Raw genomic sequence first — 18,755 nt, 5'->3', positions numbered from 1 at the left:
TGTAACTATGTTTAGTTATCTGGATAAATTATTAGATGGAATATTTGGATACCAAAAGTCAGATACTAGTCAGTTAAGCACCTCAACGCCACCTACTCTAACTACTGTTCCTTTGAAACAAGAATATTTTGTAAAAATTGGGGAAAGTGAAACACAGGATCTAGGCTTACTGCCAGTGGTTAGCAAGCGACATAATCAATCAGTTCCCTTGGAGGAAATTCCTTTTGAGGATACCAGACTTGAGTTGATTGAGCTTTATATTGCATTGTTAAAACAATGTGTTTTAGATGAAAAACTGAAGAGTATCCCTGCGCAGTATCTTATATCTCATTATCTTTTTATAAAAACCTTAGCCGCAAACGAGGGAAATAAAGGTCGAAAAGATCTGTATCTTAATTTATCTCAAAAAGTGGCTGATTATCTTGAAAAAAATGAATCTAAAATATGGAGTATGGCTGTTGAATGCGCTAAAACCAGTGAGTATCCCATAGTTGACTGGATAAAAAAGCACCATCTTCATTTTAATTTTATAAGAGCTTTTATACTGGATTACAATAAAAAATCATTGACTCATAATCAACGTGCGTTTATGCAGCAGTTTAGGGATTCTGCTGCTTTTTTCTTTCCTGATCAGGTTTACCTTGCTTGGCTTACCCAATCCTATGAACCAGGCTCTATCTTGAATCCTATGTACAGGGAGAGCAGATCAACGCATTATTATCACGCGAACATTACTGATAATCTCTTGTTAAGAACACGCCCCAAACAGGTCAATTTTGGTCCTCAACATTTTTTCCAAAAAGGAAAAGGCCCCGTCAAGAATACTTATCGTTTCAATATCAATGACGGAAAATTAATGCGCATACAGGGAAGAACATTACTTTTTAGCACGAATAAAGGCAATGAAGTGATTGCTGTAAAGGTGCAAAAAAAAGGGGAACCGCAATCTGCTTTAAGTAATGAATTTCAAATGGCAGATTATTTGTTGAAACATCAACGCCGTTTGAATTTGCAAAGTCAATTACCTACCCCTCTCAGCCAATATTCAATTAATCGAACAGAGATTCTCGAAAAATGCAGTAAATCACCTGATTTTGAGAAGTTCAAGAATTTGATAAGTGATGCAAAAAGCCTTGAAATTTATGTTTATAAAGCAACACCTTCTTATTTTACTTATCTGCATGATAAGCAGCAGAGCTTTAGTCAACTCACTTCATCAGTGCAGAAAAATGTACATGATCTTTTCGTGCTCCTGAGAGAGGGCATAGTCTTTCCTTATCTGGCAGATATGTTTCACACCCATATTGATGAGAGTAAAAGGAGCGATAAGGGTCGATATCAGACGTTAGTTGAGCTTTTAAGTGCTTTGCAATCACAAATGGGCCGTCTTGATAAATGGCAAAAAGCAGTCGAATTTGTTAACTTACGAGCCAGCGGTATCGCTGATTTGGGTGACAATCTTCCGTTGACCAGCTTCTTAACTGTTTCTGACTGGACGAAGCATTATCATGCGGAATTGCTAACGGGCGTTTACCATCCATCCTTTCTATTCCTCGATAAATCCAGTGGCTCGGTTCGCTCCTTGTTTAACAGCCGGCGCAAAATATTCGGCAATTATTTGTATCTGAATATCATCGCTGAGTATCTATTAGTTATTCAATTGGTAATTGGCTGTTATGGCGATAAAGTGACCCGTAAAATGAATAGTAAAAGCAAAGCTAAGGTTTGGGAGCATTTAGCCGAATTGATGTTTTCCAGTTGTGCTGAAGCGGTTAATTTGATAACTGGTATGCCCAAATCCAGGGCACTTGCTTTTTTAAAGCAAAGAGCCAATGTAAGAAAACATACTCAACAAACGTCGTTTTGGATGACTCCTGATTATTCGAATCTGGATAGGCTGAGTGTGCAGTCTCAACAATCCACTTTGTACCCCGGCGAATCAGATTATGAAATAAACAGTGATTTAATTTCGGGGGTCGGTCTGAGTCTTGATGGCATCAATCAGGATTTGGGTGATTATAACCAGGCAAGCCCTTTAAGGGAGCTAGAGAAATTATTGTATGCTACAGTGACCTTAATAGAGGGAACCCAGCAACTGGATAAGCAATTTTTTCAACAGTTGGATGAAACTGAGAAAATGATTTTGAGTGCTGCTGGAGTTGATAAATGCTATCAAGCTGTCGCAAAACTCCTGGATCTTGCTCGGCCTGGTTGTCAAATGCAGCGAAGATTGGCTTTTACTTATTATGAAATGATCAAAAGAATATATCCCTGCTCAAATCCCGCAGATGTGAGATTTGAACTTGTTGCAAAAGAAGAGGCGATTATAAAAATTCAGCGTTTTTGGCGAGAGCATAAAAAAGAAAACCAATCGCTTGAAAAAGGGTTTGATTTTGACAGGAACACTAGTTCATCGCAGTCGCCTTTATGAAAGGGTCATTTCAATTGTAAGAGATCATCCCCAAGATCGTTAGAGGATATTTCAACATCAGGGCACTGACCTGTTACTTTTAATTTTGGAAAATTAAAAGTACTCATAAGCTTAATGAGATTTTTCTTATTTCCGCTAACAATTGGATTTTATGCTATTTAATTAAGACAAGATTTTATTCTTCATCCAGGGAATTATGGTGGAAGTTTAAACTCAATATCAGATATGATTACGCTTTGAATTGACAAAAACAAGACAAAAAACGATACTTTTGCTTTTATAAAGAAAGCAAATTTTTTAAAAACGGTCAATAATATCTTATTGATTAAATAATGTTCAGATGGTATAATGTTTAATTAACTTGCTGGACTTAACTTATTTCATATGAAGTGTGAATCATGCCTGAAGAGACGAGCACAAATTTACCAAAATCACTCAGCCATTTTCTTATTCAATCTGATTTGGATTATAAGAACTCATTGAGTTCGATTCCTTTATTTGACGTTAAGCGAACTATTTTCTGGGATGACAACCTTAGAAAAATGTTTGCATCAATTTTTTATCATTTAAGAGGGCATTTTATAAATTTTTTGTGGTACGTTGCCAATTTTGCTGATAACGAAGCTTCAAAACAAATTATTATTCAAAATATTTATGAAGAAATTGGAATTGGCAATCGTTTTTCCCATGAAAAGCTTTATGAACGTTTTGCAAAAGAATGCGGTGTTGATATTCATGATGAAATAGTGAATGAAACCAACTACATTCCTTTTGCCAAAGAATTTAATAAAGCTCATTTATCCTGGTTGGCGCAACATGATCCTAAAGATCATTTGTGTGCTTTTGCGGCTTATGAGCGCTTGGATAATCTTGATTATCCTTTTCTTGTTGAACTTGCCAAATCGATGAAAATATCTCAACATGGCATGACCTTCTTTAATGTACATACCCATGTTGATCATTTTGATACCACTCTACAATTGATTGTGCCCATATGGGAAGAATCACCTCAGCGTCTGATAGAATCATTTCATTTTATTCAAACTCATCAGTTAGGGATGTGGGAACAGTTTTCCAATGCCTTATTTAATTGATATTTTTTAACATAAGAAATCTCGGGATTTCTTATGTTAAATAGGAATTAATCAATTTTGGGGAATTTTAAAGTGAAATGAGCGAATTCATTTTTTTTCCCTTTACAGGAAATATCACCGCCTGCTGCTTGCATCAGAAGTTTACAATAGGCCAAGCCTAAACCAGTTCCTTCTTTTCTGCCAGAATAGAAGAAATCAAATATTTTTTCATATTCTTTATGATTTAAACCTTTAGCTGTATCTTTTATATGGAGGTAATTAAAATTCTCTTTCTCCCATCCTTGTTCTAGCCAGATAGAGATTTCGCCTTTATGGGTTTCCTCAATATATTCCAGACTATTTTTTAGCAAATTCCACATCATATTTTTAAAACCCACTTCATCAATCCATATGGAAAAATCATTTTTATCATTTAAATGAATCAATGATTTTTGATTTTCTTTGAAAGGGTATTCTTCTAAAGACGCCTTGAGCAATTTTTTGATGGAATAAATCGAAAATGTACTGGTATCTAATTTGTCTCGTTGAATATTATTTAATTGCATACGAATTAATTGATTACTCATTTCTATGCCGCGAGTAATTTTGCTTAAATTTTCCTTCAGGTCCTTTTGAACTTCTGGATTATTTAATCTTTCGACAATCAATTCCTGTAATTCGGCTTGTAAATAAATACTGGCAAGCGGCGTTCTTAAATCATGAGCGATACTTCCAGCCAGCATGCGCATACCCGATAAACGTCCGGCATAGGTAATTTCTCTATCTCGTGCAAACAAGGCACCAATGATTATTGCTGCAATAAACGTAACAATTAAACTAAAAAGTGATATGGTTCCTGGGATATAGACAAACTGATTATTTGATAAAATATAAAAATGAAAAAAAGCAAGTCCAACACCTGATATAAGTAATATAAGAGCCCCCAATACACTGGAAACTAATAAAAGAAAAAAGATAGCGGATACGCAATTCATTAGCCAAAGAGTCGAGCCATTGTTTATGAGAGTCAAATAAGCAAAAAAGTAAGGCAAACAAAAGAGAAGAACTATATACCAAAAAACAGGTAGAAATTTTAATAATTGTCTTGGCCAAAATTGATTAAATGCCAAACAGGCACAGAGGAGGGCTGCAGTGATGCGTAAAATAAATTCTTCTGTCAGTTGAAAATGCTCCAGTTTCCAGAAAACTCCGAAAAGAGGGTAATTAATCATCATGACGATGCCAAATAAAGTGATTTGGTGGCTTGCATCTTCAGTTTCTTTTAATAAATATTGGTAAATTGCAGTAAATATATTTTTTAACCTTTGCATGATTCCTTAATTATCTGAGTAAAAACTTTGAGATTGTTTGGGTATTAATCTTATTAGTCCTGAACATTGAATAGTTAGTGTAGGATTAGAAATACTTGTATAAATCATGAGTATTTCAATGGTGAACTCTGAATGGATGCTACCAATTAGAGTTATGATTTCTACGGTTTCTTGGACTTAAGTTAAATAATATTGCTCCCAATTAAAACAAATACCAAGGATACCATAATCCCTGTTTTTTAATACTAATATTACTTTTCCATAAGTAAAAACTCATATTATTGCGCTTTAATTTAATATGAATTGTCCTATGCAAAATACAGCGACCTGGAAGCTAATGTTGGTTGTTTTTAGCATCATAATACAATACCATAAAGAGAATATCAGCGGACTATATTATAAAATAATTGGTCGAGTTATACTGCGCTCATCGTCTTTACCAGCCGTACTCATGCTGTCTTTAAATCTATTTTCAAAGGTTTTTACAGCGTTTGCTTCCATCACATTTCGAGCCGGATAAGGTAATGCTTCTGAGGCTAAGTCAAGGCATCGAGCTTTAATTTCTGATATGGAATTCAAACCAAATGCATTACTGGTCGCTAATCCCTTATTAAAGTATGCGTTGTGAATTTCTCGTTCAGAATCTGTCTCTAATAATTGTGCCAAATGAAGTTGTCCCCAGCATTCTTTATAACATTCAATGCTTTCTGCTTTAAGATCCAGGCTCAGATAAAATCCAGCAAGATAAAAATACGCATTAGCAAGCAATAAGCACCCTGGCGTTTTGTGTTCTTGTATTTGAGTGCTTTGGCTAGTTACAAAATTGTATAAAAGGTCGATATTTTCTCTTTTGGTGTCATTCTTACAAGCACCAATTAAGAACGTCAAAATTTCCTGAGCCGCATAAAAGCAATTAAATGTTGTGAAGGAAAGATTAAGATAATCATAATAACTACTGATTTCTTTTTGTTTTTCCTTTAATGCCGCTAAATATAAAACATATCCACAATAGAAATCAGCTCTTGATTGCGGATCCGGGTTTCTAAATTGAAAAATATGATCTTTTTCTAATCGCAATTTATTAAATTTATTTACCCAGAATGGTTTTAATTCATCACTATCCAGTAGCGTTTTAACTTTGTTGTCACTAGTGGCTTTGAGCATGGCTAAATCAAATGGTTTTAACCTGGATAGAGTCGTAATTACATTATCTGTGATGCCTTCATCACAAATTAATTTTTGCACATCCTTCAGAGAGTTGGGCATAAGTTTTCCTTTTATCATATCAAAATACCAGTATCGATTCTTTAAGTTTATTATTTTCTTGTTTAGCCTCCAAGTCACCACGACGTGAGCCGAAAAAACCTAGCTCAGGGCAAGAGCGTGATAAACACAGACGTGGTGTTTTAATATCAGAAAGAATGTCTAAATTATCTATTTGTGCTTGCACTGGATCAACTGTCTCAAATAATTCATCGACCTCTTCTTGAGCAATTAAATGGCCGAGTCCTATATTCTCTAATAAATGATCTACAGCATTTTTGAGTGTAAAGCGCTCTTTTAATAACTTTTGTGCTTCGACTACTGTCCGATAATTATCGGAATCTTCTATATTATCACATATTAATTGATTTTCTTCTCTTGCAACAATGGAGTCTAAAATATCCTTTGGATCTCTCGATTCTGATTGTCGCTTATAAGCAGAGTCTGGATTTTTGATTAGCCACTTAGGTAGTGGTTCTTCCTCATGCTGTTCTTTAAATTCCTTTTCCTTTTTTAACAGACTGTATTTCCCATAACGATATTCTCCAATATCAACGGCATTGCCGTATTTACCGCCTTTAATAAAAATATCGTCTGTAACAGAACCAAATTTAGTATAAACGACTCCAACGTCTAATACACTGATAATTGCTGAGCCATTGTTTCTCATGCCCATGTCATCCATTCGACAAACGTATTTACAGTTTTGCTTTAAATCCAGCAATTCATGCGGCTCACACCAAGGATATATTTCGATGTAAGGATTATTAAGAACAGCGACTTCTTCTTTAACTTTTGCATTTAACTCCCTAACCAAATTTTTCCAATAATCTCTGCGCTGACTATTATTGAATCGATTATCATAGGGATGAGTTTTTTGATAAGTTTTGACCGCTGTTTTACCAAATCTTTCAACAACTATTTGTTTCATTAAAGCTTTGTCTTGTGGGTCACCTGCCAGTTTTACAATAGGTACCCGTTTTATTTTTTCATGAATAGAAAGGGAGTTATCTTTGATCAATTGAGCCAGCTTTAACGCTTCTTCAAACCCTTTGCCAGGACGAATCGTACCAAAAGATAAGATATTAGGGGCCTTGGCTACTACATCCAATGGATGATCCGGTTCAGTACTTAATTTTTGTGATGCAACGGTTAATCCTGATTTTCCTTTTAAATCATATTTTTGAACCGGGTATTTATCTAAGTCAAAATCTTCCCCGACTTCTCTTATTTTTTTTGCAACACCAGTCGGTTCAGTTGTATTGCGCTTATCACAATCACCATAAGTAGCGGCAATAATAGCATTTTCTCTATCTTCTGCATTAAAGAATTGCACACTGTTTGCCTGGCGCATTAAATCATGAGTATATTGTTGTAAATAACGTCGAGTGTAGTTCTGTTTATATTCATGGATTGTGATATTGACTTTAATACCTGCCTCTTGAAATTTTTTGATGTCTTCTGGAGTAATAAAGACCCCGCAATCTGGTGGACGAATATGAATATCAAGATGAGTATCCTCATCAATGGGTTTCATTTTGGTAATAATGTTTTCAATCACTTCAGGTTTTATCGGGTCACGTCGGTTTGCCTGATAGGCTAAATGAAATCCTTCACTTGCGGAGAGTTTTCTTTTACTGTAAAAACCGCCAAGCTTTTCATTTGCAGAGAGGTAAGGTTCTTGTTTATTTGCAATTAAAGTTTGTAATTCTGAAATTAACTTATTTCTACACCCCTCTTTATTGGCGATAATATCCTGAGTGTTTTCCAGTTTGTTTTTAACATTTGTATAAGCGTCAATTGCCTTTTCAATATCAAGAGCTGATAAGGCCTTGATAAAGGTTTGTTGGTCATAAGTGGTGCTAAATCCATCGTTGAAAATAATATTGATAAATTTTAATTTATCGTCGTGCTCTTCTGTTTCATTTAGCGCTTTAAAGCTATTGGGGTACTTGTCTGATACAGCCTGACGAATGCTGTTAAGCACCTCTAATTCCTTGATAATGCTTTCAATAGATTCTTTTAATCCATCAAAATCATAAAAATTTCTGAAACTTTTATCGTGCTCTAAATCATAGGGTAAACTGTTACTATGGAAATCGTAGCTGTACTCTTTAATTCCAGTCAGTTTATCTGTTAATTTTTCCAGTTCTTTTAAATTGACAGGGCCAGTAAATTGGCTTTTAAGTGCCTTAAAATTATTGAGTGCTTTCTCATGTCTGCTTAAAAATTTAGGATTAAATAAATGAGCCTCAATATATTCATTTAAGGTGCAATAATCTTGAATATTCTCTTTGTTTTCCTTATATAATCTAGTCAAATACGCTAATTTGGATTTTTGTTTCTTAATTTTACTCAGCTCAGCGTTATTATCTTCTATAGCTTTTTCCAGGTTTACTTTTTTGGTTTCTAAAGAGTGAATTATTTCATCAACTTTTGACTCATCAAATTGGATAGGTTTTTGAGAGTAAATATCCATTATTGTAAGTGATTGCAGGCTATTATCATGCTTTACAATAATTTTTGGTGTTCTGGGACTGACCGTTTTGTTATTTACTTCTTGTGCTTTTTCTGGAGATGAAACAGTATCTTTTAATTTATAACCGCTTATTACTGTATTTTCGTTAGCAACTGGCTGTAATACTATTGCGCTTGGTATCGTTTCTTCCGGTATAGAAGTGGTTCCTGTTGGGAATGGGATGCTGTAATCACCTTTGTCTTTTTTTAACCATTTACAGGGGATATGTTCGTAATTTTCAGCAAAACCCAATTCTAAAGAGGCCGCGTATTGCCCATCACCTGTTTTTGCTTCTTCATCAAAAGGTGCAGTTAATAAGTATATTTTAGTCATAAATTACTTTAGTAAAATTTTTGTCATGGTGAATATCTTACATTAAGATTATTAAATGAACATTAAGAGGTATAATTGCAAAATATAATCAGGAATAGCAAGATGATAATATGTTGATAAAATTATGAGTTTTTTTGACTTAATTGCATAAATAGAACTTGAAAAAAGCAATTATTTATAATTTAGAGCAGTAATATGGGTTAGATCCATCAAAAGTAATTAAGCTGGTATATGTCCTGTAGTATGGAAATTGCTCTCTGTAAAAGGAACTTTCCAGAATCATGACCAGGGCTTCGGGAGAAAATCTATGAAACCGCTATCCAGAAAACTAGGCTATTGGGAAGAGCTATGTCAATGGCGAACCATTCTTATTTATGACCAACACGGTAATTCTCATGAAATCCTGTTAATCGCAGGACATAATATTGGAGATGGCGTCTCGGTAGCCTATTTTTTCCATACTCTCTTTAGAATTTACCATAAAAGTGATTCAAATCCATCCTTACCTCTCTATCCTCCTGTTGAGGAACTGGTGCAACACAAAAAAGGCAAAAATCTTCTCTGCCTCCTACATTTTTGCCTACTCCGATTTATTACCAGAATTATGTCCCTCCTGGCGAGCGAATAACAAAAAATCATTATTATCCTGTTAGAGTGAAACAAACCGGAGTGCTTCTGGCTTTTAGTAAAAATCACAACTTTTCTCTGAATGCATTAATTAATGCGCTGTCCCTAATGACATTAACAAAAGTTCTCGATCAACCTTAAGATAAAACACTACACACCCCTGTTAATTTAAGGAAATGGTGTATACCTGTGATTCCGGTGGACTATTTTGGATGCTATGTGTCTGTGGTGACTACATATCATAAACAAGTCAGTATAGAATCAGATATTATAGAGCTGGCCAGGGATTATGATCATCAGTTAAAACAAGAGCGATTGCCCGGTGACGCTATATTTCCAGTTCATCATAGTAAGCAGGATATTATTGATGCTCTGTCATCATGGGAAGGTCATAGGGATCGCTTTTCAATGGGAGTGACCGTAACCAATATTGGTTTGTTACCTTTTAATACTCAATATAGTCATTTGAAATGGAAAAAAAGCTATTTTTGTACATCCCGGCAAAATGCAGACATACCTGTTTTGCTCAATGTTCTTACTCTTAATGAGCAACTCATGTTTTGCTTTACCTTCACAGAACCAATGTGTGGCTCTGTGTTTCAGGAGAATTATATAAAAAATTTTATATCCAATATGGGGAAGTTAACAGACTGTTAGGTCAACGCTTCTTCGCTATCCATGTCTGAGTTTCTCGATTCAGTGGTCAATCGGCTAAAATGCCATGAGAAAAAGAGGGCTCCAATTCCTGAGCCTATTAATCCCAGTGGAAGCGCGTCAAGATTCCTTGTCAACAAATAGCCGGTTAGAATAGTTAAAAGAGAGGGGCCGATTAAACGTATGGTATTCATAAAAGCCATAACTATTCCTGCATTTTGCTTAAAATCCGTTAGGGCGATGGAGATAGTTGGAGCGGCACTGACACTAATTCCCAAGTTGGCAATTAATGAAAATGACAATGCTAACAGACTAAATCCAAACAATTTGGAAGTAACCAACATCGCTGTACCACCAAGGACAATGAACCAGTTCCCCAAATAGATGGTGGTGATAATGGGTAATCGGTCACGAAGCCAAATGCCCAGATAGTTTCCAAAAATAATATTTAAACCATTCAGAATAAAAATAAGTCCATAGGCAAGTGGAGAGTAATTCAGTACCTCGATGATAAGGTAAGAGGAATTAATTACAGTGAGCATGACAGCAGAAATGCCAAACATTAAAATAAATGATGCGCACCATAGAGAGGGTATATTGAGTATGGACTTATATTCCTGGAGTATTTTTTTTACCGAGAACCTCTCCTGGGGAGGAGTCCAGAAAGGGGACTCTAGCAAGGAGAGTTTGGTTTGTATCAATAGAATACAGGCAACGATTGCCATGACTATAAAATTGGCTTGCCAGCCAAAATGATGAAAGATAAGAGCACCAATTACCGGGGCTATAATCGGTGAAACTGAAACGGTCATGGAAATATAGGACAGCACTTTGGCGCGAACAATCGTGTCTTCAAAATCACGTGCTGCGGAATAGGCAATGAGATTGGCGCAGCATAAAGCGAATCCTTGTAGGGCACGACCGCAAATAAGCATGGTGATATTCGGTGCAAAAGCACACATTAAACTGCCAATTAAGGCTAATAAAAGGTTTCCGGGAAGTAGGCGCCGGCGCCCAAAATGGTCTATAAGTGGTCCCCATAGAAGATGCGTGATACCATAAACTAGCAAATAAATACTTAGGGTTAATTGCCCCATACTTGGGGTAATATTAAAATAATTCGTTATGAAAGGCAGTGATGGTTGATAAAGATCAAATGTAAGCAAAGAAAACGCAGAAAGCAAACCAAGAAATATAATGGAATTATGTGATTTAGGCATATAAAAAGTCATTCACCAAAAATTATGCGATTGTAACCAAATTCAGCTTGCATTTGAAAGGAAATATTAAAGCAAGTTGGCAACTGCCAACATGCTTTACTCTGGGACAGATCGCTTTTCTTCAAAAAAAGTCACCTTACCTGTTTTAATATCATGAAGACCCGCTACAATCCCAATTTGTTTATTCTTAACTAGTTCATTTAAAATGGGGCTTTGCTCTAGTATATTTTTTACAACATGCAGAGCATTGGCTTTAGCCATGTCATCAATCAGTTTGGGGTCAGAGCAATTATCAATGCCCGTGCTTTCCATGCTGGGTTTTACAACAGGCTGGATTTTATTTATAACATCAGTCAAATGCCCTAATTTAACATCTTTGCATGCTCCTGCAACAGCCCCACAGGAGGTGTGAGCCAGGACAACTACCAAACGTGCTCCCACTACTTTTGTTGCAAATTCCATACTTCCTAAAATGTCATCGTTGAGAACATTGCCAGCAACACGTAAGGTAAACAGGTCTGCCAATCCTTGATCAAAAAAGAATTCAGGAACACTGCGCGAGTCCATACAATTCAAGATGACCGCAAAAGGATATTGGCCATAAGCTGATTGTTTGGCTTGTTTTAGATAATCTCGTGCTAAAGGTTGATTACTGAGGAAGCGTTGATTACCGTCTTTTAAACGTTGCAATGCCTGCTTGGGAGTCATTTGTTGTTGTTTAGCCTGGGTCATGGTTTTCCCAAGTATGGGTATTTCTGTTGATGAGGCATAGAGATGGCTGGGGTTACAAAAAATATTGCATAATAAAGCAGCGATGAGCAGTTTTTTTGGCATTGGTTAACTCCTTGTTATGTTATTAATTTTCCTAAATTGTTATTTGCGATTATTGATTACTTCAAATAAATTCTCAATGAGCGTATCTGGATATTGATTGACAATGAGCGCGTTTCGATCCTTTGAGCGTAAAAAACCTTGATTAACAGCATAGTCTAAAAATTGCAAAAGGTAATCATAGTAACCAGAGGCATTGAGTACACAGCAAGGTTTTTTATGGTATCCTAATTGTACCAGGGTAAACATTTCAAAAAACTCATCCAGAGAACCTGACCCACCTGGCAGCAGAATGAACCCGTCCGACAATTTACACATCAATATTTTTCTTTCATACATAGAATTAACAACATGTAATTCCGTCAACCCATCATGTGCTTTTTCTGTGTCAACCAGAGATTTTGGTATAACACCAATGACATTAGAGCCATTTTTTAACATGCGATTGGCTATTATTCCCATCAAACCGCTTTTTGAGCCACCATAAACCAGGGTAATACCATTACTGCTTAGGACATCGGCCATGTTTTCAGCTGATTGTTTATAGACTTCAGAATAACCAGTGTTAGATCCACAAAAGACAGCGAGTTTGTTTATTTTAGTATTATGGAGCATTTTAAAATTCCAGATGCAATGTTTTATTTATAACATGAAATGAGGAAATACAGTTTATTTTTAATGAGTTAATATTTTCATTATTAAAATTTATAGGATTTAATTTAATTGCCTCAATGCAAACCATTCTTATTCACCTGCGTAAAGACATTGATTTTTAGCATTTTCCTCACAGGCTTGAGTACAGTCGCCATAATTTGTTTTTTCGCACTTGTTGATGCATTGATTATAAAATTTTTGGGCGCATAATTCCTGATCCGACTGTTGATCTTGTATGTCTACTTCTGGGATATCTCCAGCTAAAACGGAAGAAAAAAATAATATTGATCCAATAAATACGAGGAATTTGCTCATGATCGCGTTTTCCCTGGTTTATTTAATCCAAAATAGATTAAATATTATACTATTAAATATAATAGGACTTAGGAAAAACTCCAAGGTCAAGGCGAAAAATGTTTTCTAGTGAAGGAGTTTATATAAACTGATTTATTGAATTAAATTCGTTTTTATAATAAAAATAGATTGAGATTTTGTGTGAGCATCTATAGTTTTTTCTGAAAATATTTCGATTTAAAACAATTTTTTGCTTTGATAAAGAGTTGCTATCCAAGCCAGGGATGTTTTATTTAAGTTTATCGATATAAAGTCATATCCTCTTATAATAAGCTTAATTTAAAAAGCTTAATTGATTTTGTTTCAATTCTTCTTGGCTGGAAGGTTTTGGGATAGTTTTTTTATCCTGTGGCGCAAACCACAGTATTGCGCATTTGTCTTTGTATTTGACATAGTTCGCTTTATCAATTTTGCTCAGATACTTTTTATTCGCATACGCATTGTAATTATTTTCAGTAGATGCGGCTTTTTCAAATTTTTTTTGGAAACTATTTAGTCTGTCTGCTAGAAATTGAGCTTCTTTCGAATTATCCCATTGTGATGTCAAAGTTTGAGTAATTAGATTAGGGCAGGTAAAGGTTTCGTCAAATGAATCAAAGAGAATGCTCCATAAACTCAATGATTCGTATTGACCGTGAATTTGTGAGATTTTTTTAATAAATTCGCAGACATTATTGGCATGAAGGTTTAATTGTCCAGCTTTTCTTGCTTCTTCCAAAAGAAAAAATTGAATGGAGTGTGCCCATTTGCCATGCTTTGGCCCTGCTCCAATATCGGCAGATAAATAACCCTGTTTTAGAAGAACATTATTGAATAAATCAGCGGTTAATTCGCCGCATAAAACTGGAGTGTGATTAGGGAAATGAAAATTGCGACTGGTTTCAAAAGGTATCTTTTCATTTGATGTAGTCCCCTGGTTAAAATGATTTTTACTTCCCCAGCCATCAAAAAATTGCATTAATGTTTTTTTCTCAGGCTGGTTAAACTGATAAAATTGTGTCACCAATTTTTTTAAACCTTGTAAAACCAGCTCTTCATTACAAAAGAATTGGCATATCGACTTGGCATCTTCTTTCAAGGATTTTTCTAATGTTTCGTATCCAAAAGAATCCAGGTGTTCCTCATAATCATTGGTATCTGTCTCTCCATTTCGAATAAGTTCTAATGTCATAGTGATTCCTCCAGCTGCTGTATGAGTTATTGTCAAATACCGATTTGAGAGTTATTTGAGGAGCTTAATTCCTTTTTTGAACTAAAGGATTATCAATTAATCATAAACTGATAAAAAAAGAAAGGAGTATTTTGTTGCTATTAAATTGCGGTCTGCTCATTTCGTGATAAAATATAAGTCCAGCATTAGGGGTGCCAATTGATAAGTTGGCTGAGAGGATCACCCAACCCTTTGAACCTGATCTCATTAGTCTGAGCGGAGGAAAATGTGTCAATTGTTATTTTTTCTGGAATAGTTGCTTTTATTACCTCGTTTATTGGACTTTTACCGCAAATCGTTAAATCCTTAAAAACCAAATCAACTGAAGATCTTTCCATGATGATGTTAGTGAATTATCTAGTTTGTTCGCTGGCCTGGATCATTTATGGAAGCAGCACAAACTCATTTTTTGTAACGAGTTCCAATGTAGTGGGTTTGATAGTGAGTTTTCTGCTGATTTTATTAAAAAGACGTTATGATGCTCGATGTAATTAACTTTAAAGACTATCGTTCTATTTTATGTCTTAATGGTGATTTGCCCGATCCTTCCTTTTTTCATAAAAGAAAGCTGCCGGTCATTGCAGCTGATGGTGCCGCTAATGTGTTATGTAACCTTGGTGTCTTTCCTGACTTAATTACTGGAGATCTGGATTCTATTCAGCCTGCTTTGTTGGAAAACCATTCTTTTCTTCATTTACCAGATCAAGGGAGTACGGATTATCAAAAGGCTATGCATTATTTACAAACTCATGATCTATTGCCTGCTATCGTTGTAGGGATAAATGGTGGGTATTTGGATCATATTCTGAATAACATCAACATTTTTATGGATACAAACTGCCTTTTATATTCGCCTCCCCTCAAAGGTTTTGTTGTCAATGAAAAGTTGAGGGTTAATTTTATTTTACCTGTCCAGACTAAAATCTCGTTAATAGGTATCCCTGAGGTTGTCCTGTCTTCTGAGGGTTTGAAGTGGGAGTTAAAGCACTCACACCTTTCTTTTCCTGGAAAAAATTCCTGTTTCAATCGAACACAAACAGCAGAAATTAGTTTGGAGGTTCACCAGGGCGCCGCCCTTGTTTTGATTTATGAAGATGCTATTGAGGATGCTGGAGTTTCCTCTTTATAAGGAATAAAGACTTACGCCCTCCCCAATCTCTTTGTTAAAAAATATTTTTGCCTCGGCCTTGTGGTTTTTCGTAAGTCCTGTTTATATTAGAGTACTGCTTGCATAACCTGTTCCTTCCATTGCTGTAATCGCTATCAGGTGGATTACCAAGTTAATGCTTACATGTTAAAATCCATTTGCCTCCATGCTTCGTACAATATGATTGCTACAGCATTTGATAAGTTGAGACTACGATTATTTTCTCTCATGGGAATCCGTATTGTTGAGTATTGGTTCAGTATTTGTTGAGGTAAGCCGCAAGATTCGGGTCCAAATAATAAGATGTCATCTGCCTTATAATCGACGTCACTATACTTCACTTTTCCTTTTGCGCTACAGCAAAATAATCGTCGTTGTGAATGAGACTGCAAGAATGTTTGCCAATTCTCATAATGCAATATTGAGGCCCATTGATGATAGTCAAGACCGGCTCGTCGCATTTGTTTATCTTCCAAAGTAAAGCCTAATGGATGAATCAAATGCAGTTGAGCTCCAGTATTGGCGCAGAGTCGAATAATATTGCCCGTGTTCGGTGGAATTTCTGGTTGATAAAGCGCAATATGGATCATGTGATTTTCCAGTAACATTCTGGCTGCCATTTTAATTGATTTATTCAAAGCCAGGAATAGAGTGGCAGGATGCAATTTTACTACATACTTTAAAAATCAAGCAGGGAGTTGATGTGTCTAATTTTTTACTCAACAGGCTGTCTGAATTCAACATAGCTACTACAATATTAGTATGCCATATGAAAGTTTTTGATGTCTGTTGGGTATGATCATTGTTGAATAGTTGTTGAGTATTAAAAATTCAAATTAAACTGGGCCGGGAAGTTAAGGATTCATCATGGATAAGAATCATAATACAAAAAAAATCTTGTTTAAAAATCGTTTTGTCATATTAGGATTTGGTTGCGTTGGTCAGGCATTAATGCCTTTAATCTTTGAGAAATTTGATATCAAACCATCGCAAGTGACAATCATTGCCGCAGAAGGGACAAAGGTCGATGTTGCTCAACAATACGGAGTTTCATTCAAGTTACAACAAATTACTCCCCAAAATTATCTTGAAGTGATTGGTAGTACTTTGGAAGAAAACGATTTTTTAATTGATGTGTCAATCGGTATATCAAGTCTTGCTTTGATTATACTATGTAATCAAAAAGGAGCATTGTATATTAATGCTGCAACTGAGCCGTGGAAAGAAGAATTTGTTATGGAGAAGATGGCGCTTAATCGCCGAACCAATTATTCTTTGCGTGAAGAAGTCCTTCGCTTAAAGGATAAAACTCAAAAAACAGCCTTAATTACTCACGGGGCTAATCCGGGTCTTGTTTCACATTTTATTAAAGAGGCCTTGTTGAATATTGCAAAAGATAATGGCCTTACTATTAACAGACCTAAAAATGCAGCAGAATGGGCTAATCTCGCCATGACTTTGGGAATTAAAGTAATCCATGTTGCAGAGCAAGACTCTCAAGTTACCTATCCTCCAAAATCACCAGGCGAGTTCGTTAATACCTGGTCCGCTAATGGTCTGATTTTGGAAGGACTGCAACCTGCTGAAATCGGGTGGGGGACACATGAAGCTCATTGGCCCCATGACGCTTATTCTCATAGTAATGGACCACAATGCGCGATCTATCTGTCTCGCCCTAGTGCCGGTGTAATGGTGCGTTCATGGACGCCAACACTGGGTGCTTTTCACGGTTTTTTAATTACTCATGCAGAAACTATTTCACTTACCAATTTTTTAACATTAAAAAATGGATCTGAATTATTGTATAGGCCAACAGTTCACTACGCCTATAATCCTTGTCCAGATGCCAGGCTCTCCATTTTCGAATTAAAAAGTAATGAATGGAAACCACAAAACAAGAATCGCCTGATTTTAAACGAAATCATTGATGGATGTGATGAATTGGGTGTGTTGTTGATGGGTAATCAAAGAGGGGCGTATTGGTATGGTTCAACTCTTTCTATCCAGGAAGCAAGGCAAATTGCCCCTTATAATAATGCAACCAGTTTACAAGTTGTCGCCAGTATGATTTCAGGAATAATCTGGGCAATAGAGCATCCTGATGAGGGTATCGTAGAACCAGAGGAAGTTGATCACCAATATATTATTGATATTGCCAAACCGTATCTTGGAAAAGTCGGCGGCTATTACACGGATTGGACCCCTTTAAAAAATAGAGGGGAACTTTATCCTGAAGAAGTGGACTTATCTGATCCCTGGCAATTTTTCAATATAAGGGTTAATTAAAAGGAGTAACGTATTGTAATAATTAGTATTAATCAATGAACTATGCATTATCATACCAGTCCAATCAATTGGACTGGTGACTCCGTAGCATTGATTATTTTCCATGGTAAAGCAAGGGTCCAGGCGCCAATGGGTGGCAGGGAATGTGCATTGGCAACGTTTTCAATAATATATTTACCTGCTTGTAATAACAGTTGATGCACAGGATAACCTGAGTCTGCGGTATCAGGAGAAAGCGTGTCTATGCCAATGCCAGCAATATTTCTTTCAAGCAATAGTTGGGCTGCGTGAGCACTAATGCTTGGAAAAACCAAATTGTTGCGATATTTGTCAGGATTAGGCCAATGTTTATCCCAACCAGTATAAAAAAGCACAAACACATTCTTTTTTAACCTCCCATATCTGGCTTCGAAATCCAGAATATCCTGTTTTGTAATTTGATAATGTTCATCCGTTTGATGACTAACATTAATCAGCACACTTTGTGTGAGCAGGTAATTACGGTGCAGATCGAGATCAGTAATAGAGGCGGCCCCTGTAATACAATGGGCCGGAGCATCCATATGGGTTCCAATCCCCAAGGGTGAGTGTATTTGCTGAACTCTGAATTTGATTTCCGATGTACAGTCTTCATAATCAATAAAATTACTATGGGTAAATCCACAATCCAGATCCCAACCAGGGGATTCAGGTGAAACAGAGTGTGTTAAATCGATTATTTGAAAAGGAAATTTCATAGTCATTTGAGAGAGCGATGGATTATTTCAATTAAATTATCATAAAAAGAATCAGGATCAATGAAACTAATTTTTAATTTAGGTTT

The 18,755-nt window shown here is 35.9% G+C and carries 17 protein-coding genes and 1 riboswitch; of the genes, 7 read left to right on the top strand and 10 right to left on the bottom strand.

From position 1 onward, the window contains the following. Window positions 1–7: 7 nt before the first annotated feature. Together sdjA and LPG_RS12650 are read left to right on the top strand one after the other, a co-directional pair. A complete protein-coding gene (sdjA, locus tag LPG_RS12655) occupies window positions 8–2,431 on the top strand; it encodes a Dot/Icm T4SS effector SdjA (RefSeq protein ID WP_010948210.1) in 2,424 nt (807 codons plus the stop codon). Between the two features lie 398 nt (window positions 2,432–2,829). Next, entirely contained in the window at window positions 2,830–3,525 is a 696-nt protein-coding gene (locus LPG_RS12650; protein WP_010948209.1) for an iron-containing redox enzyme family protein, read from the top strand. A 47-nt stretch (window positions 3,526–3,572) separates the two neighbouring features. Here LPG_RS12650 and LPG_RS12645 read toward each other — a convergent pair whose 3' ends face one another. From LPG_RS12645 to ceg32, 3 genes are all read right to left on the bottom strand, one after another. Further along, window positions 3,573–4,835, bottom strand: coding sequence for a sensor histidine kinase (locus tag LPG_RS12645; protein ID WP_010948208.1), 1,263 nt, complete (start codon window positions 4,833–4,835; stop codon window positions 3,573–3,575). 396 nt (window positions 4,836–5,231) lie between these two features. Then, window positions 5,232–6,119, bottom strand: a complete 888-nt coding sequence (gene mesI, locus LPG_RS12640) for a Dot/Icm T4SS metaeffector MesI (RefSeq protein ID WP_010948207.1) — start codon at window positions 6,117–6,119, stop codon at window positions 5,232–5,234. A 1-nt stretch (window position 6,120) separates the two neighbouring features. Continuing rightward, complete coding sequence (ceg32, locus tag LPG_RS12635; protein WP_010948206.1) at window positions 6,121–8,949, bottom strand: Dot/Icm T4SS effector Ceg32/SidI; 2,829 nt, start codon at window positions 8,947–8,949, stop codon at window positions 6,121–6,123. Window positions 8,950–9,256: 307 nt separating this feature from the next. Between ceg32 and LPG_RS12630 the strand changes: the two genes are divergently transcribed. Further along, complete coding sequence (locus tag LPG_RS12630) at window positions 9,257–9,577, top strand: hypothetical protein (RefSeq protein WP_010948205.1); 321 nt, start codon at window positions 9,257–9,259, stop codon at window positions 9,575–9,577. 227 nt (window positions 9,578–9,804) lie between these two features. Further along, complete coding sequence (locus LPG_RS15390) at window positions 9,805–10,233, top strand: malonyl CoA-ACP transacylase (protein WP_223804316.1); 429 nt, start codon at window positions 9,805–9,807, stop codon at window positions 10,231–10,233. On the opposite strand, the gene LPG_RS12620 is transcribed toward LPG_RS15390, so the two are convergent. The 5 genes from LPG_RS12620 to mavJ all read right to left on the bottom strand — a co-directional run bounded on the left by LPG_RS12620 (window position 10,230) and on the right by mavJ (window position 14,496). Further along, complete coding sequence (locus LPG_RS12620) at window positions 10,230–11,450, bottom strand: multidrug effflux MFS transporter (RefSeq protein ID WP_015444051.1); 1,221 nt, start codon at window positions 11,448–11,450, stop codon at window positions 10,230–10,232. The genes LPG_RS15390 and LPG_RS12620 overlap by 4 nt on opposite strands. Window positions 11,451–11,546: 96 nt before the next feature. Next, window positions 11,547–12,284, bottom strand: coding sequence for a carbonic anhydrase (locus tag LPG_RS12615; protein ID WP_010948202.1), 738 nt, complete (start codon window positions 12,282–12,284; stop codon window positions 11,547–11,549). Between the two features lie 39 nt (window positions 12,285–12,323). Continuing rightward, window positions 12,324–12,896: a TIGR00730 family Rossman fold protein gene (locus LPG_RS12610; RefSeq protein ID WP_010948201.1), complete on the bottom strand. Its 573-nt coding sequence runs from the start codon at window positions 12,894–12,896 to the stop codon at window positions 12,324–12,326. A gap of 129 nt (window positions 12,897–13,025) precedes the next feature. Continuing rightward, the gene (locus LPG_RS12605) at window positions 13,026–13,250 is read right to left on the bottom strand and encodes a hypothetical protein (protein ID WP_011947421.1); all 225 of its coding nucleotides are present in this window, start codon (window positions 13,248–13,250) and stop codon (window positions 13,026–13,028) included. A gap of 313 nt (window positions 13,251–13,563) precedes the next feature. Then, window positions 13,564–14,496, bottom strand: coding sequence for a Dot/Icm T4SS effector MavJ (gene mavJ, locus LPG_RS12600; protein ID WP_010948200.1), 933 nt, complete (start codon window positions 14,494–14,496; stop codon window positions 13,564–13,566). Window positions 14,497–14,637: 141 nt separating this feature from the next. Further along, a riboswitch (TPP riboswitch) is annotated at window positions 14,638–14,741 on the top strand. Here mavJ and LPG_RS12595 point away from each other — a divergent pair. Beyond that, window positions 14,728–14,994 (top strand): SemiSWEET family sugar transporter, encoded by a 267-nt coding sequence (locus tag LPG_RS12595; RefSeq protein ID WP_011947416.1) that lies wholly within the window; start codon window positions 14,728–14,730, stop codon window positions 14,992–14,994. Its footprint overlaps the riboswitch before it by 14 nt. Beyond that, window positions 14,978–15,628 (top strand): thiamine diphosphokinase, encoded by a 651-nt coding sequence (locus tag LPG_RS12590; RefSeq protein ID WP_015444054.1) that lies wholly within the window; start codon window positions 14,978–14,980, stop codon window positions 15,626–15,628. Before LPG_RS12595 ends, LPG_RS12590 begins: the two co-directional genes overlap by 17 nt. A 158-nt stretch (window positions 15,629–15,786) precedes the next feature. Here the strand turns inward: LPG_RS12590 and trmL are convergent, their stop codons facing one another. Beyond that, window positions 15,787–16,236: a tRNA (uridine(34)/cytosine(34)/5-carboxymethylaminomethyluridine(34)-2'-O)-methyltransferase TrmL gene (gene trmL, locus LPG_RS12585; RefSeq protein WP_015444055.1), complete on the bottom strand. Its 450-nt coding sequence runs from the start codon at window positions 16,234–16,236 to the stop codon at window positions 15,787–15,789. A gap of 277 nt (window positions 16,237–16,513) precedes the next feature. On the opposite strand from trmL, the gene LPG_RS12580 reads away from it, so the two are divergent. Next, window positions 16,514–17,932 (top strand): homospermidine synthase, encoded by a 1,419-nt coding sequence (locus LPG_RS12580; RefSeq protein ID WP_010948197.1) that lies wholly within the window; start codon window positions 16,514–16,516, stop codon window positions 17,930–17,932. Between the two features lie 50 nt (window positions 17,933–17,982). On the opposite strand, the gene LPG_RS12575 is transcribed toward LPG_RS12580, so the two are convergent. After that, window positions 17,983–18,675: a cyclase family protein gene (locus LPG_RS12575; protein ID WP_010948196.1), complete on the bottom strand. Its 693-nt coding sequence runs from the start codon at window positions 18,673–18,675 to the stop codon at window positions 17,983–17,985. Window positions 18,676–18,755 lie beyond the last annotated feature (80 nt).

It is taken from the genome of Legionella pneumophila subsp. pneumophila str. Philadelphia 1 (genome assembly GCF_000008485.1).
Taxonomy (GTDB): Bacteria; Pseudomonadota; Gammaproteobacteria; order Legionellales; family Legionellaceae; genus Legionella; species Legionella pneumophila.
This window is presented reverse-complemented; position numbering and strand designations above follow the sequence as displayed.